The sequence below is a fragment of the Bifidobacterium sp. SKU genome (assembly GCF_026016405.1).
In the GTDB taxonomy this organism is placed as follows: Bacteria; Actinomycetota; Actinomycetes; order Actinomycetales; family Bifidobacteriaceae; genus Bifidobacterium; species Bifidobacterium bifidum.
Genome location: NZ_CP092890.1, coordinates 223,745 through 248,840, shown reverse-complemented (window position 1 = coordinate 248,840; position 25,096 = coordinate 223,745). Strand labels below are relative to the sequence as shown.

Annotated in this window: 23 protein-coding genes, 1 tRNA gene and 1 pseudogene; 9 read left to right on the top strand and 16 right to left on the bottom strand. The window is 59.8% G+C overall.

The window, feature by feature from the left end; genetic code table 11:
- Positions 1–12: 12 nt before the first annotated feature.
- Entirely contained in the window at positions 13–1,896 is a 1,884-nt protein-coding gene (locus MMB49_RS01170; protein ID WP_047271406.1) for an ABC transporter ATP-binding protein, read from the bottom strand.
- Positions 1,897–2,114: 218 nt separating this feature from the next.
- Positions 2,115–2,645, bottom strand: a complete 531-nt coding sequence (locus tag MMB49_RS01165) for a MarR family winged helix-turn-helix transcriptional regulator (RefSeq protein WP_003811587.1) — start codon at positions 2,643–2,645, stop codon at positions 2,115–2,117.
- 202 nt (positions 2,646–2,847) lie between these two features.
- Between MMB49_RS01165 and MMB49_RS01160 the strand changes: the two genes are divergently transcribed.
- A complete protein-coding gene (locus tag MMB49_RS01160; protein WP_047271404.1) occupies positions 2,848–3,135 on the top strand; it encodes a DUF1778 domain-containing protein in 288 nt (95 codons plus the stop codon).
- Between the two features lie 386 nt (positions 3,136–3,521).
- On the opposite strand, the gene MMB49_RS01155 is transcribed toward MMB49_RS01160, so the two are convergent.
- The 3 genes and pseudogenes from MMB49_RS01155 to MMB49_RS09480 all read right to left on the bottom strand — a co-directional run.
- The gene (locus MMB49_RS01155) at positions 3,522–4,514 is read right to left on the bottom strand and encodes an aldo/keto reductase (protein ID WP_047271402.1); all 993 of its coding nucleotides are present in this window, start codon (positions 4,512–4,514) and stop codon (positions 3,522–3,524) included.
- 250 nt (positions 4,515–4,764) lie between these two features.
- Positions 4,765–5,184, bottom strand: a complete 420-nt coding sequence (locus tag MMB49_RS09485) for an immunoglobulin-like domain-containing protein (protein WP_279264934.1) — start codon at positions 5,182–5,184, stop codon at positions 4,765–4,767.
- Positions 5,164–5,505 (bottom strand): annotated as a pseudogene (locus MMB49_RS09480) (hypothetical protein); the annotation flags it as partial. The pseudogene MMB49_RS09480 and the gene MMB49_RS09485, both read right to left, overlap by 21 nt.
- A 385-nt stretch (positions 5,506–5,890) precedes the next feature.
- On the opposite strand from MMB49_RS09480, the gene MMB49_RS01145 reads away from it, so the two are divergent.
- From MMB49_RS01145 to MMB49_RS01135, 3 genes are all read left to right on the top strand, one after another.
- Complete coding sequence (locus MMB49_RS01145; RefSeq protein ID WP_047271400.1) at positions 5,891–6,307, top strand: hypothetical protein; 417 nt, start codon at positions 5,891–5,893, stop codon at positions 6,305–6,307.
- Positions 6,308–6,459: 152 nt separating this feature from the next.
- Positions 6,460–6,544 (top strand) — tRNA-Ser (locus MMB49_RS01140).
- A gap of 480 nt (positions 6,545–7,024) precedes the next feature.
- Positions 7,025–7,672 carry a 4'-phosphopantetheinyl transferase family protein gene (locus tag MMB49_RS01135; protein ID WP_047271398.1) on the top strand — a complete coding sequence of 216 codons (648 nt, stop codon included), beginning with the start codon at positions 7,025–7,027 and terminating at the stop codon, positions 7,670–7,672.
- On the opposite strand, the gene MMB49_RS01130 is transcribed toward MMB49_RS01135, so the two are convergent.
- Positions 7,621–8,256, bottom strand: coding sequence for a TetR/AcrR family transcriptional regulator (locus MMB49_RS01130; protein WP_029414587.1), 636 nt, complete (start codon positions 8,254–8,256; stop codon positions 7,621–7,623). The genes MMB49_RS01135 and MMB49_RS01130 overlap by 52 nt on opposite strands.
- A 408-nt stretch (positions 8,257–8,664) precedes the next feature.
- Entirely contained in the window at positions 8,665–10,233 is a 1,569-nt protein-coding gene (locus tag MMB49_RS01125; protein WP_003818147.1) for an MFS transporter, read from the bottom strand.
- A gap of 783 nt (positions 10,234–11,016) precedes the next feature.
- Between MMB49_RS01125 and MMB49_RS09590 the strand changes: the two genes are divergently transcribed.
- Entirely contained in the window at positions 11,017–11,169 is a 153-nt protein-coding gene (locus MMB49_RS09590; protein ID WP_080545186.1) for a hypothetical protein, read from the top strand.
- 107 nt (positions 11,170–11,276) lie between these two features.
- On the opposite strand, the gene MMB49_RS01120 is transcribed toward MMB49_RS09590, so the two are convergent.
- On the bottom strand, positions 11,277–12,926 hold the full coding sequence (locus MMB49_RS01120; RefSeq protein ID WP_047271396.1) for an ATP-binding protein: 1,650 nt from the start codon (positions 12,924–12,926) through the stop codon (positions 11,277–11,279).
- Between the two features lie 240 nt (positions 12,927–13,166).
- Between MMB49_RS01120 and MMB49_RS01115 the strand changes: the two genes are divergently transcribed.
- Positions 13,167–13,958: an HNH endonuclease gene (locus tag MMB49_RS01115; protein ID WP_081111232.1), complete on the top strand. Its 792-nt coding sequence runs from the start codon at positions 13,167–13,169 to the stop codon at positions 13,956–13,958.
- Between the two features lie 311 nt (positions 13,959–14,269).
- Here the strand turns inward: MMB49_RS01115 and MMB49_RS01110 are convergent, their stop codons facing one another.
- The 4 genes from MMB49_RS01110 to MMB49_RS01095 form a co-directional block, all read right to left on the bottom strand.
- Complete coding sequence (locus MMB49_RS01110; protein ID WP_081111233.1) at positions 14,270–16,450, bottom strand: beta-galactosidase; 2,181 nt, start codon at positions 16,448–16,450, stop codon at positions 14,270–14,272.
- 175 nt (positions 16,451–16,625) lie between these two features.
- Entirely contained in the window at positions 16,626–16,847 is a 222-nt protein-coding gene (locus MMB49_RS01105; protein WP_003811552.1) for a hypothetical protein, read from the bottom strand.
- Between the two features lie 74 nt (positions 16,848–16,921).
- On the bottom strand, positions 16,922–19,390 hold the full coding sequence (locus MMB49_RS01100) for a LamG-like jellyroll fold domain-containing protein (protein ID WP_047271392.1): 2,469 nt from the start codon (positions 19,388–19,390) through the stop codon (positions 16,922–16,924).
- Positions 19,391–19,810: 420 nt separating this feature from the next.
- The gene (locus MMB49_RS01095; RefSeq protein ID WP_047271390.1) at positions 19,811–20,056 is read right to left on the bottom strand and encodes a hypothetical protein; all 246 of its coding nucleotides are present in this window, start codon (positions 20,054–20,056) and stop codon (positions 19,811–19,813) included.
- 68 nt (positions 20,057–20,124) lie between these two features.
- Here MMB49_RS01095 and MMB49_RS01090 point away from each other — a divergent pair, with 68 nt between their 5' ends.
- Positions 20,125–20,865, top strand: a complete 741-nt coding sequence (locus MMB49_RS01090) for a transposase (RefSeq protein WP_047271388.1) — start codon at positions 20,125–20,127, stop codon at positions 20,863–20,865.
- A gap of 306 nt (positions 20,866–21,171) precedes the next feature.
- Here the strand turns inward: MMB49_RS01090 and MMB49_RS01085 are convergent, their stop codons facing one another.
- The 3 genes from MMB49_RS01085 to MMB49_RS01075 all read right to left on the bottom strand — a co-directional run bounded on the left by MMB49_RS01085 (position 21,172) and on the right by MMB49_RS01075 (position 23,112).
- Complete coding sequence (locus tag MMB49_RS01085) at positions 21,172–21,888, bottom strand: hypothetical protein (RefSeq protein ID WP_133239690.1); 717 nt, start codon at positions 21,886–21,888, stop codon at positions 21,172–21,174.
- Between the two features lie 7 nt (positions 21,889–21,895).
- Complete coding sequence (locus MMB49_RS01080; protein WP_003818132.1) at positions 21,896–22,144, bottom strand: mycoredoxin; 249 nt, start codon at positions 22,142–22,144, stop codon at positions 21,896–21,898.
- Between the two features lie 149 nt (positions 22,145–22,293).
- Positions 22,294–23,112: a YihY/virulence factor BrkB family protein gene (locus tag MMB49_RS01075; RefSeq protein ID WP_198647529.1), complete on the bottom strand. Its 819-nt coding sequence runs from the start codon at positions 23,110–23,112 to the stop codon at positions 22,294–22,296.
- A gap of 164 nt (positions 23,113–23,276) precedes the next feature.
- Between MMB49_RS01075 and MMB49_RS01070 the strand changes: the two genes are divergently transcribed.
- Positions 23,277–23,834 (top strand): peroxiredoxin, encoded by a 558-nt coding sequence (locus MMB49_RS01070; RefSeq protein WP_047271386.1) that lies wholly within the window; start codon positions 23,277–23,279, stop codon positions 23,832–23,834.
- Positions 23,835–23,908: 74 nt separating this feature from the next.
- On the opposite strand, the gene MMB49_RS01065 is transcribed toward MMB49_RS01070, so the two are convergent.
- On the bottom strand, positions 23,909–24,163 hold the full coding sequence (locus MMB49_RS01065) for an ABC transporter (protein ID WP_047271384.1): 255 nt from the start codon (positions 24,161–24,163) through the stop codon (positions 23,909–23,911).
- 165 nt (positions 24,164–24,328) lie between these two features.
- Between MMB49_RS01065 and upp the strand changes: the two genes are divergently transcribed.
- Positions 24,329–24,970 carry a uracil phosphoribosyltransferase gene (gene upp / locus MMB49_RS01060; protein WP_047271382.1) on the top strand — a complete coding sequence of 214 codons (642 nt, stop codon included), beginning with the start codon at positions 24,329–24,331 and terminating at the stop codon, positions 24,968–24,970.
- The last annotated feature ends 126 nt before the right edge of the window (positions 24,971–25,096 follow it).

Here is a 25,096-nt window from a genome sequence, read left to right as displayed (position 1 = left end):
TCCGTATTGATCTCACGCGGTCAGTTCCGACTGACTGAGCTGGGATTCGGCGATCTGACGGTAGACATCGCAGGCGTCGAGCAGTTCCTGATGGGTGCCTTGACCGACGACCTTGCCGTCATCGAGCACGATGATGCGGTCGGCGTTCATGATCGTGCCGATGCGCTGGGCGACGATGAGCTTGGTGGATCCCTTGGCCTCTTTGGCGAGTGCGTCGCGAACTTCGCGGTCGGTCTTGAAGTCGAGCGCGGAGAACGAGTCGTCGAAGATCAGGATTTCGGGGTGGCGGTAGACGGCGCGCGCGATTGACAGGCGCTGCTTCTGGCCGCCGGAGACGTTGGACCCGCCTTGTGCGATCGGGGCGGTGTATGTGCCGTCCATGCGCTCGACGAACTCGGTGGCCTGAGCGACGCCGGCCGCCGCCTTGACCCGGTTCATCTGTTCAGCCGGCATTGCGGCGCCTTCCGCTCTCTTGCCCGCGGCGATGAATTCGGCTTCGCGTTTGCGGCCGGCCGGAGTGTAGGTGTCGGCCATTTCGACGTCCGCGGAGCTTGCCCCGTTCACGTCGTCGCCGTAGCTCACGTTGGATGCGACCGTGCCCTTGAACAGCACGGACTGCTGCGGCACGTATCCGATCTTGTCGCGAAGGGCTTTCAGATCGTATTCGCGCACGTCCACACCGTCGACGAGCACCTGCCCGGCCGACACGTCGTAGAAGCGCGGCACGAGGTTGATGAGGCTGGACTTGCCGGAGCCGGTGGAGCCGATGAACGCGACGGTCTGGCCCTTTTCGGCGGTGAAGTCGATGCCTTCGAGCGTCGCCTCGCGTGAGCCGGGGTAGGTGAAGCTCACGTTGCGGAACTCGACGGTGCCGGTTTTCCCGCCGCCCAGACGCGCCACGTCGGCGGCGGTCTTGGTGCCGGTTTTGACGATCGGATCGGTGTCGAGCACTTCGAGCACGCGCTGCGCGGACACATCGGCGCGCGGCCAGAGCACGAACACCATGCTCATCAGCAGGAAGCTCATGATGACCTGCACGGAGTAGTTGGAGAAGACGACCATGTTGGAGAACACGTTGAGCTTGTCCGTCAGGCCGGCGGCGTCGATCAGATAGGCGCCGATCCAGTAGACGGCGAGCATCAGGCCGTTCAGGACGGTGTTCATCAGCGGCATCATGAACGCCATGACGCGGTTGGTGAACAGCTGCGTGTCGGTGAGGTCCTTGTTGGCCTTGGTGAACTTGGCCTCCTGGTAGTCCTCGGCGTTGTAGGCGCGCACGACGCGCAGGCCGGTGAGGTTTTCGCGGGCCACGAGGTTGATGTTGTCGGTGAGCTTCTGCATGGCCTTGAACTTGGGCATGACCATGGCCATCATGATGACGACGGCGACGAGCAGGATGACGACGGCGATGCCGGTGGCGAGAGTCCATTCGAAACCTTCGCCGGCGATCTTGCATATGGCCCATACGGCCATGATCGGCGACTTGACGATGAGCTGCAGGCCGATGGTGATGAACATCTGGATCTGCGTGATGTCGTTGGTGGAGCGGGTGATGAGGCTCGCGGCGGAGAATTTGCTCATTTCGGCGGGGCCATAGGATTCGACCTTGCGGAATTCGAGCGAGCGCAGGCGCTGGGTGAATGACGAGCCGACGCGTGCGGAGATGTAGCCGGTGACGATGGCACAGGCGACGGAGCCGAGGGAGATGAGCAGCATCTTGCCGCCGGCGATCCAGATGTCGCTCATCGCGCTGCCCGGCATCTCGACGAGCGTGGTGATGTCTGACATGTAATCGGGCAGTTTGAGGTCGAAGAAGACCTGCCCGACGATGGTCACCAGGGCGATGAGCATCTGACCGATCTCCGCTTTGGAGAGGTATTTCAGGATGCGAAGCATTGGCTTTCCCCTTGTGTTTTGTTGGTGATTGGTTACGTTATTTGCCGCGGCATCGATATCCGATGCTCGAATTAGTTTCTGTTGTTAGATTACTTACAGTGTAAGATATTACGCATTATTCTGTGTATTCGCTGTGAATGGCGCGCTTTGCGCTGGCTGCGCACGAGAGACACGGCACGCACGCCGTCCCCCACGTCATCCGCATCCGGCGGAAGAAGCTACTCCTCGCCGGCCTTCGCGCGCTCGGTCCGCATATGATCGGCGACACGCCTGTCACGCTCGGCGAACGCGGCCCGCACCTCATCGGGGGTCGGGCGCGGAGCGCCGGGATGGCAGATGGCCATGTATGTCGAGAACTCCGACAGCAGATCAACGAACTCGCGCGTGCGCCGCTCCCCCATCTGCGAGAAGATCCAACAGATTGCCGAACGCATCTCCTCCAAGTCGCACTTGGACCGCTCTCGCCCGGCATCCGTAAGGTTCACGCGGATGATGCGGCGGTCGTCCGGGTCGATGTCTCGGGTGATCAACCCTTTTTTCTCCAGAGCGGCAAGCACTGTGGAGATGCGGCCGGAGCTGGCCTTCAGCGAACTGGCGAGCTGCGACGGCGTCATGGTGCCGCGCAGTGCGAGCTCGTGCAGAATGAATGGCTCGCCATGCGCGCCGCGCGCGAACTCCTTCTGCATCTTGGAACGGTTGCCCCACACGCTGGCGTACAGTTCGCTGAGCGCCTCCCGCTCAAAACCCATTTCGCACCGCCTTCCGATTCGACCATTGCCGCACTACCGCGCTCCGCGGAGTACCGCCAATACATTCCAGCGGCATATACATCGTGCAAACATCTGTAATATTATCTCACACCGTAAACAATTTACAGTATGTGATTATATGTCCGCGATTACCCCCTGCTACTAAAGTTGATCTGCACGCATTTTTCCGTACAACAATTCTATGGCGACACTAACGAAGCAAACGATATCGAAACAGAAAACATCCCGGCTTGACATTCGACTGACGGATGCGCAACGGCAGCTCATCGAGCGTGCCGCCGAGCTGACCGGCAGCACGCTCACGCAATGGACCGCTCGCCATCTCCTGGAATCAGCCCGTAAGGATATAGAAGAAGCAACTGTCCTGCATCTGGAATCACAGGCATTCGAAGATTTCATACAGGCATTAGATCAGCCGGTTCCGCCAGCAGCCGAAAAACTCATGGAGATGGATCCGCAGTGGGCATGATCCATCATTTCCAACGTCCGCGCAAGCTCGGCCCGGAAGAGAGAATGGGGAAGTTCTCTTGTGGAGTACCGTTCATCGACAAGTGGGCCGCACAACGCGCACTGTCATCGGCCCAGCATGGGACGGCCGTCGCGTACGTGTCATTCACTGCGTCAGGTGAACCGGCGGGATTCTACACGCTGAGTGCATATTCGGTACTGCGAGCACGATCTGTCAGCGGCGCACTAGGGTCACGTGCGCTCATTGTGGAACCTTACGACGATAAAGCACGCGCGTTCTATGCGCATTTCGGTTTTCAACCGATTCCCGGAACCACCAGCATGTATCTCAGGCTCGTTTGACGACGAGCCTGTTCCGTATTTATGACGGTGACTCATGGCGTTGATTCACGGCAGTAAAGCCAGCTCCTCAGGGGCGAGCGTGAGATTGACTGCGGCGAACGAGTCCTGGACCTCATGCGGGTTGCGAGCACTGGGAATGGTGAACAGACGGTCATATCTGGTCAGCTCCCACGCGAGCACCACACGCTGGTACGAGACGCCGCGGGCCGCTGCGACCGTGCGGAACGGATCATACGCATGACTGTCGAATGCGTCCAGGAACCCGCCGAGCGGCGACCAGCACACAAAATCAAGACCGAGATCGGCACAGTGACCCATCGTATGCTCGGGGTCGGGATGCGATGGCGAGAACTGGTTCTGCACCGCAATCAGACGGTCGCCGAGAATCCCACGGGCGGTGTCAATCTGCGCATTGTCCACGCGCGAGATGCCGGCGAACCGAATCACGCCCTCATCCAGCAAGGTTTTCAGCGCGCCGACCGTATCCTCATACGGAACCGCGGGGTCAGGGCCATGCGAATACAACAGATCGAGCGCGTCGACGCCGAGGCGGAGAGCGGACTCCTTCGCGTCACGAATCATCGTCTCCGGGCGCGAGTCGGCCATCCACCCGTACCGGCTGCCGGCCGCCTGCAGGTGCTGTCGCTCGGATGCGGATGCGCTCGCGCCGTCGCCCGGGGATTGCTGAGGATCTTCCGCGTCGCGGTTCGTCACTTCCAGCGTTCGGCGATAACCAGTCTTCGTGGCGACCAGAACCTCATCGCGCGGACCGCTCCAGCTGGCGAGCGCCGCATGCACCAGCATCTCGCCGTACCCGAAATCACGCGGCACGCCTGTACCGTCAGGCCCCGGTTCGCTTGGCAGATAATACGACCATGCGGTGTCGAGATAACGCACTCCGGCGTCAAGCGCGGCATGGATCGTGCCGATGGCCGTCGCCCGGTCCGGGCGTCCCTCGATAGAGAGCGCCATCGTTCCCATGCCGAGGCGCGGCATGCGCGCTTTCCCCGCAAACTCCACAACGTTCGATGTCACCATGCCACCATCATCCCACGCGACACGAACACAGGGCCGACTGGCAATGCGCCAGCCCATGAGTCCCGGCCCCGGTTCCTTTCGACTTGTTCCGGCGAAAGTCCCATCCGAAGACACTCAAATGGGACTTTGGCGGGATGGGTGGACTTCACCTCCCGCGTGAGGCCCCGGCAGTCAACAAGAAGTCGGCCGGCCACCGAATAGGTGACCGACCGACCGCATCGGCATCGGCATCATATGCCGATCCGCTGATTCAGCGCCGGGGCTCGCGCCGACGGCGGGCGACAAGCGCCGCGCCGGCACCGACCGCGAGCAGTGCCGCGAACGCGCCGAACACGCCGCTCACAGAGGCGCCGGTCTTCGACAGGCCGGGCTGCTTGTTGCCGGCATCCGGCTTGTTCGGCTTCACCGTGTCGCCGGGTTTCGTCGGCTCAGTCGGCTTCGTCAGTTCGGTCGGCTTCGTCAGTTCGGTCGGCTCTGACTTCTCCTTGACGGTCACGACACGCTTGACCGTGTATGACGCACCTTCGGAGTCGGTCACCGAATACGTCAGCGTGTATTCGCCGTCCTTCTCGGTGTTCGCCGAACCTTCGACCAGGATCTTGTCGGTCAGATCGCCGTCCTCCTCATCGGAAGCGGCCGCACCGGCCTTCGGGTCGAACGCGTCGGCCAACTTGTCCTTGTCAGCCTGCTTGGTGGTGACGTCGTCGCCGTACGTGCCGAAGCCGGTCGGGTCGTCCTTCCAGGTGCCGGGCACAGCCGCGCCCTGGCGCATGAACGGATATCCGTAGGCCGCGTCGGACGCGCTACCGCCGCCGACGTTGTAGCGGGCCATGTTCAGATCAAGGCCGTTGTCGCTGAAGATGGACTGGTAGAACTGCTCGCGCAGTTGCTTGCCGTATTCCACGGCCTCGGCTTTTGACGTCTCGTCGCCGAGGTCTGTGGTGATGAACGATTCCTCGCCCAGGTTGCCGGTCGCGTTTCCAGCGCGCCAGCGCCCTACGTGACTCCACGCGCCTCACGGCAGAATAATTTTCCATCGGCGGCGCAAGCCGGCGTATTCATCCCTCGCCGGCATGAGTCGGTCGAGCCATGGGTCTCATCCCCTCCACGAACCATCTCTTCAACATAAATAGAACATAATTCATGTTCGTTTTTGCGCTGAATTTATCAGATTCTCCCATATCTCAGCACAAGCGAACAATTACGTGAACAATCGGATAAATACTTGAAAATCCAGCATTTTACAATATCCATGCAACAGATGACAGTACTATGGAAAGGAACCGTTACATCGAGATACAGCACATATCGTGATAGCGAATATGTTATATCAAATGTTCAATATCACATAAGGTGACGCGCGAAAGGAACTCATCATGGCAGAAGACAATCTCATTATCGCGGACACCGACATGTTCTCCAAGGCCCCGGCCGCAAAGACCGCCGAAGTGAACATCGTCGCGAAGAAGTACGGCATCAGCAACAAGGACCTCGCCGGGGTCGAAGACTACAAGAAGGAACTGACCGAGCACAATGTCTGGGATCTGCCGTTCATGGGATACGTGAACGAGGACGGCTACGGGTACGCCTACGTGCCCGACCAGGCGATCACCGAGACGGGATGGAACGCCCACAAGGCGTTCCGCGCCCTGCCGCACGACGCGCAGACCGCATTTGCCATCCGCATGCTGTTCACCCACCGCGACGCGGACCGCTACGGCGCCGACATGTTCCTGCACTACGAGCGCGGCTTCAACGTGCGCTTCGAGGGTGCCGGCTCGAACAACTACTGAATTCGGGCATCGGAGCGCCAGAGGGATCCCGGACGCGCGAGCCGCCAAGCGCGACACACGCACAACACGCGACGGTTTTGCTTGTCCGCGAGTCTGTGGTATTCTGTTTGAGTTGTCTGTTGAGGCCAAAAGGCCGCGGCAAACAGCGCAATGGAGGATTCGCCTAGTGGTCTATGGCGCACGCTTGGAAAGCGTGTTGGTGTAACAGCCTCACGAGTTCGAATCTCGTATCCTCCGCTAGCAGGGCTTTCGAAGAAATTCGAAAGCCCTTTTCTTTTGCCGAAAACAGTTTCCTTTCAACGATTCCGAACGGCTTGGACTGTCGGAATAGTTTCCTTGTAGTGTCTTCAGAGGGTGTTCGGCCCGACGATATCGGTGGCACGTTACGTGGTGCATCCGGTAGGCCAAATCGGTGTACCACTCTATGTCTGAAGGGAGCCACTCATGACATTCGATGATCGATCGGCGTGTCATATGAGAACGTCTCCGTCGATTCCGACGGTGTTTTTACACTTTTACATTTTCCTACACAAGAAGACATAGAAAGTATGGGAGATATAGGTAATCGTGACACCTCTTGTCGGCGTGAAGGTATGGAAAAGCGCAAATTTCCTTCTGGCGGGCTTTGAGCGGCGAACAGAGTGGTACACTCATTCTGGGAATTGGTAGAAAGCCTTGCTGTTGCTGGGTTTGTGGGTTTCGGTAGATAGAGTCTCCATGATGTGCGCAGACCTCATGATGCGACGGGCTCGCCTGTTCGGGCCGCTGCTCGCCTCCGGCTGCGAGGTGCTGATCTCGGGGAAGGGGACGCGCCGCGTGCGATTGTTCGACGGTGAGCGGGCCTTGGTCGGGAACGCCACGGCCAAACGAAGAAGGGAATTCACGGAGACGCGTCTTTTGGCCCACGAGGCCTTACGACGTATCGGCCATGACGGGCCCATACTCAAAGGTTCGGATGGTGAACCGCTCTGGCCGTCCGGCATCGTGGGATCGCTGTCGCATTGTCCGTCGCTGTGCGTCGCCGCCGTGGCGTCGGCGGAAAGAATCCGTGCCGTGGGAGTGGACGTGGACGATTCGGACGGATTGTCCGACGGGATCATGCGGTTCGTGTTCTCTTCCGAAGAGCTCGCATCATTGCGTATGGTCTCCTCGGTGGAACGTAGGGCGGCCTTCTGCGCGAAGGAGGCCGCCTCGAAGGCGTTGTCCGCATTGGACGGGACGGGGGACTTCCGTAAGGTATCCGTGAGCCTGAAGGCGGATGGAACGTTCGCCGCTGTGAGACGGGATGTGGCGTTGCGCGGCCAATGGCGATTCTACGATCGGCTGGTATCCGCGATGGTCGCCGTTCCCTCGGAGACCGTCTGAGGGGTGCGGACCCCTCGAATGAGCAGCCGGAGCAGAAAGGAATAGGCCGCATCGTCATCGTCGACGGGCGTATCATGTTCGGGTCGTGTCTCGAATTGGACGAATCCGTGCACGGCGGACCATATGGACCATGCGATGAGGTGCGGGTCATCCCTCCGGATCTTTCCCGCGGCCTGCCCGTAGCGCACCAGCTCGGTCATGGCGGCGAGGCATGCCTCCGAAGCCTCGCCCGCATGCCATCGCCACAACAGGGCGTAGATGCCGGGCGACGCCTTGGCGTGCCCGCGGTATACGACTCCCGCATCGTAGAGTCTTTGCAGGGGATCCTCGGTGGTGACGCGCAGGAGCTTCTCCCGTAACGTCTGGAAACTGTCGTCGATGAGAGCGTCGATGACGGCCTGCTTGTCGCCGATATGCCGGTAGATGCTCGCGGGGGACACATCCGCCTTTTCCGAGAGAAGCCGGATGGTGAAGGCGTCATAGCCGTCCTCTTCGATGATTCGTTTCGAGGCGTCGAGTATGAGGCCCCTGATCTCGGTGGTGGGCGTCCGCTGGCTTTTTGTCATTTTCCGAATAGTCCTCATATGCTTCTCCGCATCATCCCGCCGTTACGGATGAAAAACGCCATCCGGCCCATAGGTCCCTGCACCGTCCCATGATGGGTGGGGTCGAAGGTCCAGCCACGCTCTTGGACCGCGCCTCGATGGGTGTGATGGCTGGTCCCACCGCATTGAGATTGCCACCGAGCCAAGACATGTCGGGGAACGCTGGCCGGCGCGGGCGATGACCTGCCGGGCTTCGGGGAAGCCGGACAGGCAGCCGTGGAACATGCCGACGCTCTGGCTGCCGTGACCGGGGAAGCATGCCGCGATGTCACCGATGGGGTTGCGTGTGTCCTCCGCTATCGCGCCGGCCGTCAGGAGACGGTCCGTCATATCCGTGTCCTTGATCCGTGGGATCCGTCCGTCGTCTTTCATGATGGATGTTCCTTTCTATTGGGGGAGATTGCCTGAATCGTGTTTGGGAAGTGTGATCCAGCAGAGCAGCGCGAACGCCAATGCGAGGGCGCAGGCGATCCAGCATGCCGCATGCGTGGCGCTCATGAAACTGGTCGAGACGGACTGCTCCACGGTCTGTCGGATGCCTGCCGGCAGGTGCGGAAGGATCGATTTCGCGGCCATCACCGAATCCTCCGCGGCTTTCGCGATGGAAGACGGGATCTGCAGTCCGGACAACGAGTCCGAGAGCTCGTCGGGGTAGACGGAGGAGATCGCGGACCCCATGACGGCGACGCCCAGCGTGCCGCCGATCTCACGGATCGTGTCGTTGACGGCCGATGCGGCGCCGGTCGAGCTTTCCGGAACGGTGCTCATCAGGGCGTCCGTGGCGGGCCCTTGGATCAGGGCGATGCCGGCCGCCATCAGGGCCATGGTGGGTACGACCACGAACCAGTAGCTGCAATGGGCGTCGACACGCGTGACCACGAACATGCTCGCCGACAGGAACAGCAGTCCCGTCGAGACAACCGACCGGTATCCGAAACGTTTCGCCAATTGCGTGGCGAGCGGGGCGACCGCCGCCATGACCACCGCGAAGGGCAGCGTCGCGACCGCCGTCTGCAATGCGGTGTATCCACGCAATGCCTGGAACCATTGGGTGGTGATGAAGATGAAGCCGAACAGGCAGAAGAACGCGACGCAGATCGCGCAGGTGCTGCTCGTGAACGTGGCCCTTCGGAACAGGCCGACATCGATGAGCGGGGCGTGCGTATGCCCCTCGACCGCCGCGAACACCGCAAGTATGATCAGGGCCGCGCAGATGCCGCCTATGACCTGCCAGGAGAGCCAGCCGTAAGTCGGGCGTTCGATGATCGCCCACACCAGCAGGCCCACGCCGGCCACCGATAACACGGTGCCGGGGAAATCGAACCTCTCGGAACGGTACGCCCGTACCTCGGGCACCGCCACCGCGATGCAGGCCAGCGCCACCACGCCGATGACGGAGCACACCCAGAAAATGGAATTCCACGCATAGTGCTCCAGCAGGACGCCGCCGATGATCGGGCCCAGGGCGATGCCGACCCCTGATGTCGCCGCCCACAGGCCAACGGCCAGGCTACGGTACCTGGAGCCTTCGAAGATGACGATGATTGACGACAGCGTCGCCGGATAGATCAGCGCGGCGCAGACCCCCAACACCACGCGCAGCGTCACCAGCTGCCACAGGGCCCAGGAGAAGGCCGTAGCTGCGGAGACCACGGCGAATCCCGCCAATCCGACGAGCAGCATCCGTCTTCTTCCCCATCGGTCGCTGAGTTTGCCGGCGGGCAGGAGCAGCGCCGCGAAGGACAGCGTGTAGGCGTCCACCACCCACTGCAGGTCCGTGGACGAGGCGTTCAACGCGTCGCTCATCGTGGGAATCGCGACGTTGACGATGGTGTTGTCCATCACGACCAGCAGCACCGCCAGACACAGGGCGGTGAGGGCCAGCCCCCTGTTCCCGGACCGTGCGTGTCTCCGGACCGGCATGGGGGTGGGAATCAACGAACGTTCAGATTGCATATCAATGTTCTCCTACTGTGTAACAATGTTATCTACAAATGAAACAATACTCCTCTCCGTGGGGGGGGGATCGCCACCATCCGTCAGCGAGGCATGGAAGCGCTCCGCGTGCGGACGGACCCACCGTCGGCGCCATGAACCATGCCGCCGCCCGTGGCGCGGGAAAGGGAAGGCCATGCGGCGTCGCCCGGGATCCGCAAACCCCATGGCATGTTCCGGGCCCGGGAATGCCACGGCCGATGGGTCATCCAAAATCAGCGCCGTCCGCTTCCGGGCGGAGAGTTCGTGCGGTCGCTTTGATGACACGGCCGCCGTCCCGTCGGGACGTTCGGCATCACCCGATTACCGGTCCAACCCTCACGGCGGGACCATGACCCGTCGAACTTCAATGAGGAAAGCGCCGGCCGACCCTTTGCCGGAAAACGCGAACTGTCGGCATGCCCCGCTGAAGCGACGCCGACGATGGTTTCGGATGGCGGGCGGCCCCGATCGCCCGATCCTTCTCGATCCGCCGCCCGGCGATCGCCGAACGCCCGTGGCGGCTCACGATGGTTGCAGGCCCATGCCCATCCAAGGCGTTGGCCGCATCCTGCAAAAAACCGGGTCCATCGTACGCCCGAACATGCGAATCTCCGTACGCCGGCGTGGATATCCCGCATAGGCGGGATATCCGTCAGGGAGATTCCACTGACAGCGTGACCAGTCACTCATGCGCCGGCGGGAGACGCTACCATGAAGACGCGAATCATGTGAATCATCACGCAAGGGAGCATGACGTGAACTATCTGGAACATCGCCGACAGCACAAGGACGCGCTATGGGAACAGCTACGGGAACCACATCAAGCCCCGCATAGGGAGCATACCGATAAAGCGGCTGACGGCATCGCAGATACAGGCCACGTTCGAATCGTACATAATTCCTGAAGCGGAATAGCCACATCGCACACTAGTTTTCTCTGAATTCCGATATTCTTTCTCTGAATTCAGAGATAAATCTCGGAATTCAGAGAAAACCGTTCAAGAATGATCTGCGTATCTCATTCAACGTACTGCCGCATACCGCACGTTGCGCCCACTGCCGACCTTCTTAGCGCGTCCTTCAAGGACTAGTTTTCGCAATTGATAGTACGCCTGATTCTCCTCAAGATGCAGCAATTCCATCACATCGTTTTTGCTCACTGATTTCTGTTCATGCATTAACTTGATGATCAGTTCGGGATACCGCACCCTATCGATGTCTGATTGGCGAACGTATTCCATCGCCCTACCGCTGCGCCGATACACTTTCGCACCCAACATATACGTGCGGCGAGCTCCAACGCCAGCGCTTTCAACAAGCCCCGCCTCCGTCAGCTGCCCCAGTACGGTGCGCAGACGCTGGTCACTCATGTCCAGAGAGCCCGACAACACATCAAAGCCACAACGACGTTCACTCTTGAGCTTGTCCAAAATAAGCAGACCATCGAGAGACATGGACTTGCCGCTGCGCTCACGTTCCTCGGCCAGCAGTTCCACAAACGCCTTGTCGGGCACACTACGAGGCAACAGCACCGACACTCCACGCCTGTTGGACCTCGAATAATCAGGCAGAGGACGGCCATAGTTCAAAGCACCCTCGAATATACGGTCGATGCCGCGCCCCGTACGTTCGGCGAGACCGGTTCTCTTCAACGCATCCATCAGGCATGGATTGCGGCCACGCGGCTCCGCAGTAAGCAAGTTATGGACGTTGATACCTTCCACGAATCCACCGGGATTAGCAATGGTTAAGCCGGCATCATCCACCAATACCCGCACACGACCAAGAAGCGAATAGTCCCTGTGGCCGAATGCGTTGACCAAAGCCTCTCGGAAAGCCCTTTCGTCAAATTCGGGAACCACCGAAGAAAACAGACCCACGGTCAGCTCCGTGCCTGGATTCCAGGGCTTGAACGACTCGGCTATCTGTTCTATGGTTTTGAGCAACGGGCCACGGTAGGTCTGATTCACCTTGATGTCGGTACCCACAAGAACCTGAAAAGCCGCCTCATTCGTCGGCACAAGCCTCTGCAGCGCTTCTTCGTTGCCGATAAGCAGCAACCCTGCCAAAGTCGGCGTCAGCTCACCATTGACCGACACAACAAGGCGCAGCGATTTCTCCAAGTCCGCATCCGAAAGCTCCAAAAGATTCCGGTCACTGGATTGATAGGAAGCGATGATTTTGCGCAGGCGGTCACGCTCCAATGGATCGAGATCATCCCGGGTGGACTCCGTCACCGGCTGAGCGGAATAGTCAAGTCTGCCCAGATCCGAAAGACGGGTGGCAATCTCATACGGATACATGGGCACACTTTCTGGCGTACCATCCATCTTCATCATGCGGCGAAGGATTTTCCCAGACTTGGTTGACACCACGCTCTGAGACTTAGGCACTTCGACTTGGACAACCTTGATATCATCACCAACCAATTCTGAGCGAACCGATATCGGCGGTACGGTCCTGTTGGCAATCATCGCGGCCATGCCAATAGGGTCTTGGTGCTTTTGTTTGACACCGGTCGGCGTGCCGTCATCCTCAACGCCTAGGTACACACATCCGCCATCCGTGTTGGCCAAAGCCACAACGGCTTCCACCAATTCGGAATCAGGCAAGCCCTTGAGATCACTTTTGAATTCCTTGGACAGCGTCTCTTTGCCGTACTCATGCGCCATTCGCCGTTCACCACCTATTGCATTTCTCTGAATCTTTCTCTGAATTATACAGTCTTTCTCTGAATTCCGAGAAAGATTCCTGAGTTCAGAGAAAACGGATTGGACGGCAAAGAAACTAGCCTCTGATAGATACGTATACAAATCAATCAATCAGATCAGCCATTCCGAACTATCCTGGATTTCATGGCAATAAACGTCAGCTCATCAGCACCTCGCCGTAATTGGTCACGAGAAGAGACGATGATGGCGTTCGCCTTGTATATCGTGCTCGAACCGCGAGAATGCGATGACAAAGGGCTTGACGTGCAGCGTCTTGCATCATTCCTGCACCGCACTCCCAGCTCAGTGGCATTGAAGATCTGGAACATCGCAGCCTACGATGCCAACCGCAAGGCCTGCGGTCGCGTGGGTATGAAGCATGGCAGTAAACTCGATTCCCAAGTCTGGCAATGGTATGCCGAAGACCCCGATGCATTCATGAAGCAGTGCCTGGATGTGCTGCGACGCGCACTCCTGCAAGCGAACGCAAGCAACTTCACCCCCGCCCCTCTGGCCCCCGACCGTCATTCGCCGCTCGAAACAGCAACAGCCCTGCTCATCGACGAACACGCACCCACCAAAGAGGAACGACCAATAACCATGCTTCAGCGGGTCAACCAATCCTATTTCCGCAACTCACTATTGCAGAACTACCACGGCACATGCTGCATAACCGGCATGCAGATTCCCAAACTACTGATCGCCAGTCACATCAAACCTTGGAAGGCATCGACGCCCAACGAGAAAACCGCCGCATCGAATGGGCTGTTGCTCAACGCCTTCCATGATCGGGCCTTCGACCAAGGCCTCATCTCCATCGATGACGACTACCGCATCATGGTCAACCATGACAAGGTGCGGCACTCCGACATCAACGACAGATGGCTCTATGACTTCGATGGACATGAGATCTCATTGCCGGCAATCAGCCAACCTTCGCATGAGTTCATCGAGTATCACCACAAGCACATCTTCCTCGCCAACGCCGCATAACAACACCGGGGAGGACCCCCTCCCCGGCCCACTCCTCGCTGCACCAGAGTATCGGCCAAATTCCTTCCCCATCATTTTCCCAAACCAGCAAGACACAACCTCAGGCTGCCCTGCTACACCAACTATCCGTTTCGGCCCGTCGCGGCACGCCGAAGGAGCGGCGACTTAAGCGGCCAGGCACTTAATCGGCAGTCCAAAAACGTTGAAATAGAGCCGGAAACAGCCAGTCGCCACCGGAATCTCTGTAGGGGGGGGGCGGACCGTTTCCCAAAACCGTCCGCGCGCCCATTCCCTTGTTTCGCCGCAATTGACTACAGCGACGGGTTCGGGCGTTTCACCACGAGAACGCCATTGCGATGCACCGTATACGCACCGCCGTCACTGCCCCGTTCCGCCCGGAACAGGACGATCGGCTCCCCGGCGATGCCACGCAGTTCGACATCCGATCTGCCACGTGTCAGATAGAAGTCGAATATGGCGTCGTCGGATTGACGCACGGTGTGCAGAACATCAGGGGTCGCGCCGACGACTTGCGGCTGACGGCTGGATTGCGACTGACTGTTGACTTGCGGCTGACGGGAGGATTGCGGCTGCACAGCAAGCCAGCCGCTCACGAATCGCGTCAGGTCGCTCACGCCCAGATCACAGCCGAGGAAATACGCCTCCCCCGCGCCGTATGCGTTGCGGGTGAGCGCGGCCGTGCCATCAAGCTCCCACTCATCCGCTTCTTCGCCGGCATATGTGGCAAGCACCTGCACATGCGGTCCGGCGACGGTCACGTCGTTCTGCCACAGGCGGGTCACGGCACCGTCCATCGTGGATGAATCCCCGGTGCCCGTCAGCCGAATCTCGTTCGGCTCGCCTTCCGCCCCAGCACCGAGAATGTTGAATTCCTCACCACGAACGCCCAGCATCGAGCGCAACAGCCCATCGCCCGCACCGGGATACCCGCCGAGCCACGTGTGGAAGCGCTCGTCGAGCAGACCGGTCGCGTAATCGACCACCACACGGCCTCCGGCCTGTACGAAACCGGCCAACCGCCGCGTATCGGCATCGCTCAGTATCAGTACGGTCGGCAGCACGATGGTCTTATAGGAACTCCAGTCGTAGGCGAGCGGCACGATGTCGGCGCGTGCACCAGCGTTCAGGAACGCACGGTACCAGTCACGCACATCATGCCAATGGCTGAGTTTCATGCTCGGCAATGTCTCGGATCGGGTGGCCCACTCCGATTCGGCGCTGAAGAGGATCGCCGTGTCCGATGCCGCCAATCCGCTGCCTTGAACACCGGCGTCGGCGAGCGCCCGCAACGTCGCGCCCAATTCGCACACCTGACGGAACAGTTTCGTGTCCTCGCCGGCGTGCGGGACCATGGCGGAATGGAACGCTTCGGCGCCGAACGCGGATGCGCGCCACTGGAAGAAGTTGATGGCGTCTGCGCCCATGGCCACGTGGGCCAGGGAGTCGCGCACCGTTTCCCCTTTACATTTGCGGGTGTTCAGCGGTTTCCACTGCACCGCTGAGGTGGAATGTTCCATGACGTACCACGGTTTGCCGAGCGCCAGCGAATCCACGAGCGCGTCGGAGCAGGCCAGCTCGTCGAGATGGGATTCGCCTTCGTGGAAGTAGTGGTCGTTCGATACGAAGTCCACTTCCTCCGCCCACGCGGCGTAGTCCATACAGCACTGGTCGGTGGAGATCATGAAGTTCGTGGTGAAGGGTCTGTCGGGGCAGATTTCGGCGATCGCGTCACGTTCGGTTTTGTAGAAGTCGAGCAGCATGTCATTGCCGAACCGTTCAAAATCAAGCTTCTGGCCGGGGTTGACCATGGAATCGGCACCCATGAACCGCGGGATGAACGCTTCGTCGAAACCGGTCATCTCCTGTCCCCAGAACGTGGTGCCCCACGCCTGGTTGAGTGCGTCGATGGTGCCGTACTTGCGGCGGCACCATGCGCGGAAGGCTTCGAGCGCATTGTCGGAGTAGTCGTCGCGATTGTTCCACCCATACTCGTTTCCCATATGCCATGCCGTCACATATGGGTTGGCGCCGTAGCGTTCGGCGAGTTTGCGGCATAGAGTTAGCGCGTATTCCTTGAACACCGGGCTGGTCGGGCTCCAGGACTGGCGAGAACCGGCGTTGACCGGATGACCGTACTTGTCTCGCGGAAGGACTTCGGGATGGTTTTCGTAGAGCCACAGGGGTGCGGTCGCCGTCGCGGATGCCAAATCAACCGCGATGCCAGCCTTGCCGAGCTTGTCGATGATGCGATCGAGCCAGCCGAAATCCCAATGGTCTTCGGTGGGTTGGAGGCGGTCCCAGCTGAAGATGGCAAGGGCCACGGTGTTGACACCGGCCTGAGTCATCAGGCGGATGTCGTCGTCCCAGACGTCCTCCGGCCATTGGTCGGGATTGTAGTCGCCGCCGAAGGCGATGCCGCGTCCGTCCGCGGTCAGCAGTTTCGGCCATGCAAAGTCACGTCGCGCGCGCACGGTTTCCTCCCTTGGCGATTGGCAATGAGGCCACGGCTTCATATCGGATACTAGCTGATACTAGTTGATGGAGGCTCCTGACCGACAGGTGACACACCGCCGGTTCCGACCTCGATGGCTTGCCGCTCTTCCTGACCGTGCTCGATGGGACCGGTCAGGGAAAGGATGACCGTCATCATGATGAACGTACCGGAAACGCGAACGTACCGGAAACGTAGAAGATCGCCGACGCGCCAAAGACCAGAACGATGTCGCCGCGAAACGGGCCGAACATCACGTAGGCCACGATCACGACAATCATGACGCCAATGCGCAGGTGGCGACACGGCAAGCCATCGGCGTCTTCGGCATTGGCGCGAAGCGTGCTTCGGTTTTCCTTGATTCGACGAGCGAGCAACCAGTACCGCGGGTTCTATATCAGGCCCAGCTATTGGCTGCTCGCTCGTCGACAGGTTGCACACCGGTAATCGGTTAGTGCGAAAGGTGATGCTTACGCTTCACGAGCACAAGCACGCCGGCCAACAAGATCGTCATCATCGCGATAACGACGATCGGGGCCACATCGGCACCAGTGGAGGCCATTGCCTCCGGGCCGGCATTCGTCTGCCCCTTGCCATGGCCATCGCCCTTCTGCCCTTGTTGGCTTCCGGACTGTCCACCCTGATGCCCACCTTGGCTTCCAGTCTGATTGCCGGCACCGGGCTTGGTGTCGGGCTGTTCCGGCTTGGGGAACGCGGCATTGTATGCGGCGGCGAGTCTGCCTGCCAGAGAGCCACTATCCGACGGATCACCGAATTGCGCTTTCACATTATCCGGCAATGCGGCCAGAGCAGTATATAGTTGCCGTACTTCGCTCGCCGGCGTCTGACCATTCAACGCACCGATGCCGCGCACCAAGGAGATCACCGACTGCTGCGTGTCATAACCGGAGGAATGTTCGTAACCGGCGAATCGTTTGGCGAAATCGAACGATCCGTCATAGGTGTTGCCGACACCGGTCAGGGAGTTGACATCGAAGAACGAACGCTCGGCCGCGGGCAGCGATGCCGAGTATGGCGAATACGTACGCATGGTGATCTTGTTGTTCGCTTCATCCATGCCGACGTACTGGAAGAACGCATTGCCGCCGTTATACGCGAACTGATAGTCGGACAACAGCCCCAGCACCGGATTGCCGGCGTCATTGGTCAGGGTCATTTGTCCGGATCCGTGATTGTGACCGGAGTACATCATGAATACCTGGTTGTACCGTTTCACGATGTTCCAGATTTTCGAGCCGGCACCTTCATCGTCACCGGCTTCACCGTTGTATCCGGAATCGTCATCGAGGGAGATTTCATTCGGACGTGAATCGGAGCACTTGAAGATATCGTGGCTCACCACCACAGTCGGGTTGTTCGGGTGGTCTTTGAGCACCTGCTCGAACCATCGCATATCGTCATTGCTTGCCGAGGACGAGTTGCTGACCACCGCGCCCATGTCGATGTTCATCACCAGATACTTGTAGGAGCCGTTGTCTACCAGATGGTATGAGGACAGGCCATCGGGCGAGTATGCAAAACCGTGTTCTTTCTGATACTTGCCGAAATCGGAGTCGGGTCCGAAGTGTTTCAGGTAATTGTCCGCCTTGCGCAAGCTGGGCACTCCGTAGCCATGCCTGCCTCCATTGTAATCATGATTGCCCGGCTGCTCCAGGAAGGGGACGCCCACTTTCTGCATACGCCCGAACACCTTGGACGATGCCTGCCATTGCGCGTCACTGTCCCAGTTATCCACCACGTCACCGAGGGACACGATGTTGGTCAGATTAAGACTGGAATCTTCCGAATCGAACTGGTCGATGGCTCGGTCCATCACCGTGGGCACCCAACGGATGGCATTCTGCGTGTCCGGCAAGAAAGCCATCGTATGTACGCTGGGGTTGTCCAGCACGAAACGATCGTTGGTACCGTAATCCTTGAGATACTCGGTCGGGTTGGGCACGATCCAGTTGCCCTGTGCCAGCGCACCGCGGGAGAATCTCACCTCCTGCAGGTTGCCACGCAGGAACTTGTCAAAGTCGTCCTTGTTGTATTGGCTGGTGTCGAAAGTGTCGTTGTAATACGACGAGCCGATGCGGAAGCGACCATCGGTCGGATCGGCATACAGGCCATTGCCGTTCTTGTTGATATTGCGGAATGCTTTGGCACCGTTGGTGTATGTCACCACGTTCGTGCCATCGGATACGACGGCGATGTGATACCAAACGCCACCGTGATCCATGGTGACGCCCCAGCTGGTGACGCCGTTGTTGGGATCATCGGTGTTCATGGTCGACTCATTGTCCTTGTTGGCGGCCTTGAACTGGGTTTCCTTGCAATTGGAGATCGACAGGCTCATCGACCCCATCTCGTGTTCATCCATGTTGCTGTTTGTGGATTGCCTGGCCGCAAGCCCCATCCACGAATCGGTACCGGCGTTGAAGTCATCGGGAAGGTAGTACACGAACTCCATGGTGTATCCGTTGGCAAATTGCTCTTTGTTGATGGGAGCGCCGCTCGCGGTGATGAAATCCGCGCCCTTGGGATCTCGCTGCTCGGGATGATCCTTCTTATGCGCCAGATCGCTGTCGCCGTTGAGCTTCAGGCTTCCACCACCGTCACCGTTCATCGAATTCGACGACCAGTTGACATAGTCGCTGAGCTTGTAATCATTTTTCCCGTAGGTCTGCATGTGCAGATCGTTGCCGTTGCCCGACATATCCTTGATGACCAGGTCACCACCGTCGATGGAACCGGTGGAATGCGCCTGCTGGAATTTCCAATCGGCCACCACATCCAATGGGGCACCTTCACGTTCAAGCGCCGCGGCGGAGACTACCGTACCCGGCGCGGCGAACACGGCAAGCGCTATGCACGCCACCGCTGGTTTGATGATATTGCGTATCTTTCCTATATGCATGACCAGGCTCTCCCTAGCACTCTCCTATTTCAACGACGATGCGAATGTGCCGTTGCAATGCGCCTACGCATCATGGCCTTTACAAGGCTATCCGCCGCTTTTCGGAGACGATGGCTGATTCAGGCACTGTTCATGGTGCGCGCATCAAATATCATTCGTCGTTCAACTGATGTTCAATGTGCGATGAACCGTATGAACTTGTTATGGACCGTCCCTATACCGGTCGAGTTGCCGTGTCGTGGCGGTACCGCCGGTTCCGGCCTCGTTGCCGGAGTAGGCATGGGGCATGTCCATGACCGCCGACCATATGAACGAACAGGCCCGTCCGCTGTGGACCTCATCTTGCGGTTCATAGCGGACGGGCCTGTTATATGGGAGGGGTGGCGGCGAACGGCGATGGCGCCACCAGGACTTCGGCTGCTATGGGATCGAGCTCATGGGCCTGGCGCCGCGCGTGGCGTGCGCGGCGCATGGCGTGGCGGCCGCCCAAGTGCCGTGGGCGGAGCCGGACAGCCGGCTCACCAGTGGTTTCGAGATGGAGTGCGCGTGGCCGGCGGCGGTCGCCAGCCAGAAGACCATGGGCGGATTCCCACGCATCGCGTGGAGGACCGCCGGCCATATCGCGCGCAGGGTCGCCGCCCGCTTGGAATCCTCGATGCCGTGCATGTTCGACGGTCCCACCGCGATAGGCGTGGACGAGACCGGCTGCAGGAAGGGGGCACACGCACATCACCGTGGCCGTCGACCACAAGCGCAGACGGGTCGCTTGGGCGCACGACGGATACGGCAAGGAGGTGCCCGGCCTGTTCTTCCGACAGCCGACCGACGAGCAGCGCGCCTCCATCAAGGCAGTCACCGGCGACGGCGCCAAATGGATCGACGCCAGCGTGAAGGAGCACCTGCCGAACGCCGGGCGCGTCCCGGACTCGTTCCACATCGTCTCCCGGATGAGCGACGCGCCCGACCAGGTGCGCAAACGGTTGCGGAACCAGGCCCGGCGCGGCAACGACAAGACGGCGACCGAGGCGATGCGCGGCGTCAGATACGCCGCGCCCAAGAACCCGGAGGATCTCACCGAACGGCAGGACACGGATCCCAGGGGCCAGCCCTACCGGTCATGGCAACTCAAGGAACTCCCCAGGACGCTCCCGCACCAACCCGTCGGACAAGCCGGGGCCGGGCTGGAACGATGGATCTTCCGGGCCTCCCACAGCCGCATCCCCGAGATCGTCGAACTATGCAGGGAGACCCGCAGACGCAAGGACGACATCCCCAAAACCATCAGACCCGGCCACTCCAACGCCAGGCCCGAGGCATTCAACAACAAGATCAAGGCCACCATCCGCATGGCCTACGGCTTCCGACACGTCGACGACCTCATCGCCATGATCAAACTCCGATGCAGCGGCCCACCCATCCACCTACCAACACCCATCCTCCAACCCACGAAAACAGCAGAAGGCTCATATTTTTGAATGGTTCTTGCGAAGATGTAGATCCGAAATCGTGGCTACAGCGGAAAGTGGCGTATCACGGAATTTGGGAGAGCGGGAAAATATGGCAGATAATGCTAACTGATTAACAGGTCAGATTGCCATGCCACGTCAAATATTACAGGTGCGGTGCAAACACCGACCTAGGGAACCCGCTTCCAATCATCCTTTCACGTAGCTTCCATAGCGAATCGACCTCCTCATCGGAAAGAGGGGCTCCTCGATTAAGTTTCGCGAACTTCGCCATCATGTCATCGTATATCAGATAGTGGCTTCTACCCCAGTCAATTATGGTGCCCCAGTTTTTTTATCCGGGATCGACAGAAGGAATTCCCTGTACGATGGTTCATGGACATCGGCCGATGAAGGCACGGATTCATCAGTAGGGACTTCACTGCTCCTAGAGGACAGGGAGCTCAAGGGGAATCCGGTCTTGACGCACAAGGAAACGAGATGGTTGAGTGAATTCACATTGATGGAATCATCACGTCCGTTGATCAAAGCCGTGAGTGAGGTTTCCGATTTGGGGCTTAGGAATGCCTTTCCGAGAGCGAAGTCGTAAAGGCGGCGGTAGGATTCGGTTGTGAGATTCCTCCAATCATGAATAAGATTCTCATCAGCGGCCGGCTGCTTTTCGCTTATGGCTTCATGCCGTGGCGTGGATGTGCTGGAGGATGTGGACGTTCTTCTGCGACTTGCATGTTTCGGTTTTTCCACGGCAAGTTCGACCGGATCGGCATCCAAACATGACGGATATCGCTTTAGTCCAGTCCAGCATTGATCCTTCTTCGCCCATTCGGACACGTTCTGGACTGGGCGTCGCGGATCATTGAGCACTTGGCTTGCCTGTTGTCCCGCTTTCAGCAAATCAAGCAACGATGCTGTCCTCACTTTGCAAAAGCGCCAACCATAAGGCGCGAATTGATGCATCGTGTTCAATGGCGGACAGCCGATACCGCACCTCGCCATCAGCCGCCCGCCATCGTTCGCCACCGCCGCAGCCACTCACCGCTCACCCGAGCAGGCCAAGCTCCTTGAGCTTGTTCTGGATGTCCACGACGGACGGCTCGACCTGGAACGACCCGTCGCCATAGAGCACGACTGGGATGTGCTTTTGGCCGCTGATCTCAACGGCACGGTCGGCCGCGCCCTCCTCCTGCTCGATGTCGTGCCACGTGTAGGCGGCGCCGAACCGGTCGAGCGCGTTCTTGGCACGGTGGCAGTCGCCGCACCATGTTGCACCATATACATCAATCGCCATGGGAACTCCCCTCTCGTCATATGCTCTACGGCACATCTCATGAAAGACATGCACCTTGCGACCTGCGATGAAGCTCGCAGCCGTCTCATACGATATCGTATCCGGCAATGCTTGGTGCCAGTTACCCTGTCAGCTGACAGCGGCTGTAGCTAGCTCCGGCTCTCCCCGCCCCCCCCCCGCCGGCACTCGGCGATGAACGCCGCGCAGATCATGATCACCTGCGCCACCAAGTTGAACCAGATGAGCACGCCGATGATGGCTGCGAACGGCGCCAGCATCGGGTTGCGCGACGCACCCGTCAACAGACGAGCGCCCAGCAGCTGCATCACCGCGACCGCCAGAGCCCCAAGCGCCGCCCCCACCAGCGTGAATTTGCCCGCGCGTATGTGCGCGACCACGCGCAGCAGCAGCATGAACAACGCGAAATTCAGCAACACGCCGGTAGCGAAACCGGTCGATTCCAGCAACAGCGCGCCCGGCAGCGAATCGTCGGCGATGCCAAGCGCCCGCAACACCAGTCTCATCAGGCCGCCAGAGACGACGCCCGCCGCGGTCGACAATATGAACAGTATCGCCACCATGATCGCAGCGGCCGTATCGCGCAATCGCGCCTTGACCACGTTCAGCTCCTGCGTGCAATCGTCGAACATGGTCGTCACTGCATTGCGCAGGGAATTCATCCAACCGGTGACCGTCCACCAGAACACCGCCAGCGTCACCAGACCGGTCCATGTCAGCGTATGCGAGATTCCACTCAGCATCGACGCGGAGAACAGCGAATCTGAAACGCTCGGAATCACCGTGCGCAGCATCGCGAGCAGCGTCTTCTGCATCTCCTCGCTCCCGGTCACCACCAGTCCGAGCGCGCTGACCACGATCCACACGCCGGCGAAGAACGCGAACAGTAGCCCATATGCCAGCCCGTTCGCCAGCAGCGGCCCGCGCCGCGACACATACCGGTCAATCACCCGCCCGGTCAGCGAGCGCCGCCACCATGCAACCAGCGAATCAATCGCCTCGCCTATCCTGTGCAGCCATTGCATGATTCGACTATACGCGGTCGCGCGACTGTCCACCACGACGGCGATAGTGGTGGCACACATGGGCATCGAGGTATAAGGGGGCACGCATCATGACAGAAAATCACGCAAACGACCAATCACCGCAGCCCGGCCAATCCAGCCAGCCCGCCCTTCCCACGCGACTCACCCCCGGCCAGCCCGCTCCTGATTTCACCCTGCCTGCGGTCAACCCGGACGGCAGTGAGACCTCCGTCACGCTGTCGCGGCTGCTGGCGCAGGGCAAGCGCGTGGTGCTGTACTTCTATCCGGCCGCGATGACGCCGGGCTGCACCACCGAGGCATGCGACTTCCGCGACAACATTGCCCGGCTCACCGCACTCGGTTTCACTGTGCTGGGCGTCTCCAAGGACCCAATCGACAAGCTGCAGCGTTTCCGCGAGCGCGACCACCTGTCGTTCCCGCTGCTGTCGGACGCGGACCTGACCGTGCATCGGCTTTACGGCGCGTACGGCGAAAAGAAGCTCTACGGGCGCACGCACATAGGCGTGATCCGCTCGACATTCGTCATCAGCGTGCCTGTTACAGGCGCAGCCGGCACGATAGAAATCGCCCGTTACAACGTCCGGGCAAAGGGTCATGTGGCTTCTTTGATGAAGGCTCTGCAATAGGCGCTCTCAGAACTCGCAGGTATAACGATTGACGCTCGAAAAAAGCCTTGTATCTGCGAGTTTTGAGAGCGCGATTATACGCGCATGGCCTCTTTGGCGGCCTCAACCTGTGCAGGACCGCCTTCGCCGGTGGCGATGAAGCGCCCGGAGGCCGGCACATAGTAGCGATCCGCCCGTTCGACGGCGAATTCCTTGAGCACCGGGAACATCGTCACGGCCTCGTCGTACCGCGTTTTCGCCTCGGACCCGTACCGGTCGGCGACCACATGCAGGTTCTCGTCGACGGTCATCGTGCCGAACGACTGCTGCCCCTGCGGCACGAACGCCATGCCTTTGCGGATGCGCTGGTTCGGCGCGGCCTTGGTGATGTCGTCGCCGTCGAAACCGCCTTCGGCTCCTGCAGTCCGACCTCACTGCACATCTTGACCACTACGTCACATAAGCAACACGCTGCGTCCATCCAGAATGTGAGATAACCGGGTACGCTGGTACTCATGGAACTTCACGTACTCGACCACCCGCTGGTGGAACACAAGCTCACCGTCCTGCGCGACAAAAACACCTCATCCGCCACTTTCCGCGAGCTCGTCACCGAACTCGTCATGCTCGAAGCCTACGAGGCGACCCGCAACCTCGACATCGTCGACAAGCCCGTCGAAACCCCCGTCGCCCCCATGGTCGGCAAGCACATCGCCAGTCCCGCCCCCATCATCGTTCCCGTCCTTCGCGCCGGACTCGGCATGCTCGACGGCATGACCAAAATGATCCCCACCGCCGAAGTCGGCTTCCTCGGCATGAAGCGTGACGAAGAGCACCCCACCCAGCAGATCACTTACGCCAACCGTCTCCCCGAAGACCTCACCGGCCGTCAGTGCTTCCTCATCGACCCCATGCTCGCCACCGGCGGCACCCTCGTCACCGCCACCCACTACCTCGCCGAGCGCGGTGCCAAAGACGTCACCGCCATCAACATCATCGCCGCCCCCGAAGGCATCCAATACGTCCAAGACCACATCGACCCCTCCATCGCCTTCAAGGTCGTCGTCTGCGCCGTCGATGAAAAACTCAACGAAAAGGCGTACATTGTGCCGGGGCTTGGCGACGCCGGCGACCGCCTCTACGGCGTCATTGATTGATGGAGCGTATACGGCCTTTCCTCAGCGCTCGACGTACGAAATACGCCTTCGGCTTCGAACGGCCGTATCCGCACACATCAACCAATGCCCTCGGTGGGGGATTGACTGGCGGAGCGTCAGCCAATC

Excerpts from the sequence above, each read along its gene's own strand:
- MMB49_RS01115 (WP_081111232.1), top strand. The coding sequence starts at position 13,167 with ATGATGGCGTTCGCCTTGTATATCGTGCTCGAACCGCGAGAATGCGAT.
- MMB49_RS01080 (WP_003818132.1), bottom strand. The coding sequence starts at position 22,144 with ATGGCGATTGATGTATATGGTGCAACATGGTGCGGCGACTGCCACCGT.
- MMB49_RS01070 (WP_047271386.1), top strand. The coding sequence starts at position 23,277 with ATGACAGAAAATCACGCAAACGACCAATCACCGCAGCCCGGCCAATCC.
- MMB49_RS01120 (WP_047271396.1), bottom strand. The coding sequence starts at position 12,926 with ATGGCGCATGAGTACGGCAAAGAGACGCTGTCCAAGGAATTCAAAAGT.
- MMB49_RS01155 (WP_047271402.1), bottom strand. The coding sequence starts at position 4,514 with ATGGTGACATCGAACGTTGTGGAGTTTGCGGGGAAAGCGCGCATGCCG.
- MMB49_RS01125 (WP_003818147.1), bottom strand. The coding sequence starts at position 10,233 with ATGCAATCTGAACGTTCGTTGATTCCCACCCCCATGCCGGTCCGGAGA.
- MMB49_RS01065 (WP_047271384.1), bottom strand. The coding sequence starts at position 24,163 with ATGGCGTTCGTGCCGCAGGGGCAGCAGTCGTTCGGCACGATGACCGTC.
- MMB49_RS01160 (WP_047271404.1), top strand. The coding sequence starts at position 2,848 with ATGGCGACACTAACGAAGCAAACGATATCGAAACAGAAAACATCCCGG.
- MMB49_RS01095 (WP_047271390.1), bottom strand. The coding sequence starts at position 20,056 with ATGCACGGCATCGAGGATTCCAAGCGGGCGGCGACCCTGCGCGCGATA.
- MMB49_RS01145 (WP_047271400.1), top strand. The coding sequence starts at position 5,891 with ATGGCAGAAGACAATCTCATTATCGCGGACACCGACATGTTCTCCAAG.
- MMB49_RS01130 (WP_029414587.1), bottom strand. The coding sequence starts at position 8,256 with ATGAGGACTATTCGGAAAATGACAAAAAGCCAGCGGACGCCCACCACC.
- MMB49_RS01100 (WP_047271392.1), bottom strand. The coding sequence starts at position 19,390 with ATGCATATAGGAAAGATACGCAATATCATCAAACCAGCGGTGGCGTGC.
- MMB49_RS01165 (WP_003811587.1), bottom strand. The coding sequence starts at position 2,645 with ATGGGTTTTGAGCGGGAGGCGCTCAGCGAACTGTACGCCAGCGTGTGG.
- upp (WP_047271382.1), top strand. The coding sequence starts at position 24,329 with ATGGAACTTCACGTACTCGACCACCCGCTGGTGGAACACAAGCTCACC.
- MMB49_RS01170 (WP_047271406.1), bottom strand. The coding sequence starts at position 1,896 with ATGCTTCGCATCCTGAAATACCTCTCCAAAGCGGAGATCGGTCAGATG.
- MMB49_RS01135 (WP_047271398.1), top strand. The coding sequence starts at position 7,025 with ATGATGTGCGCAGACCTCATGATGCGACGGGCTCGCCTGTTCGGGCCG.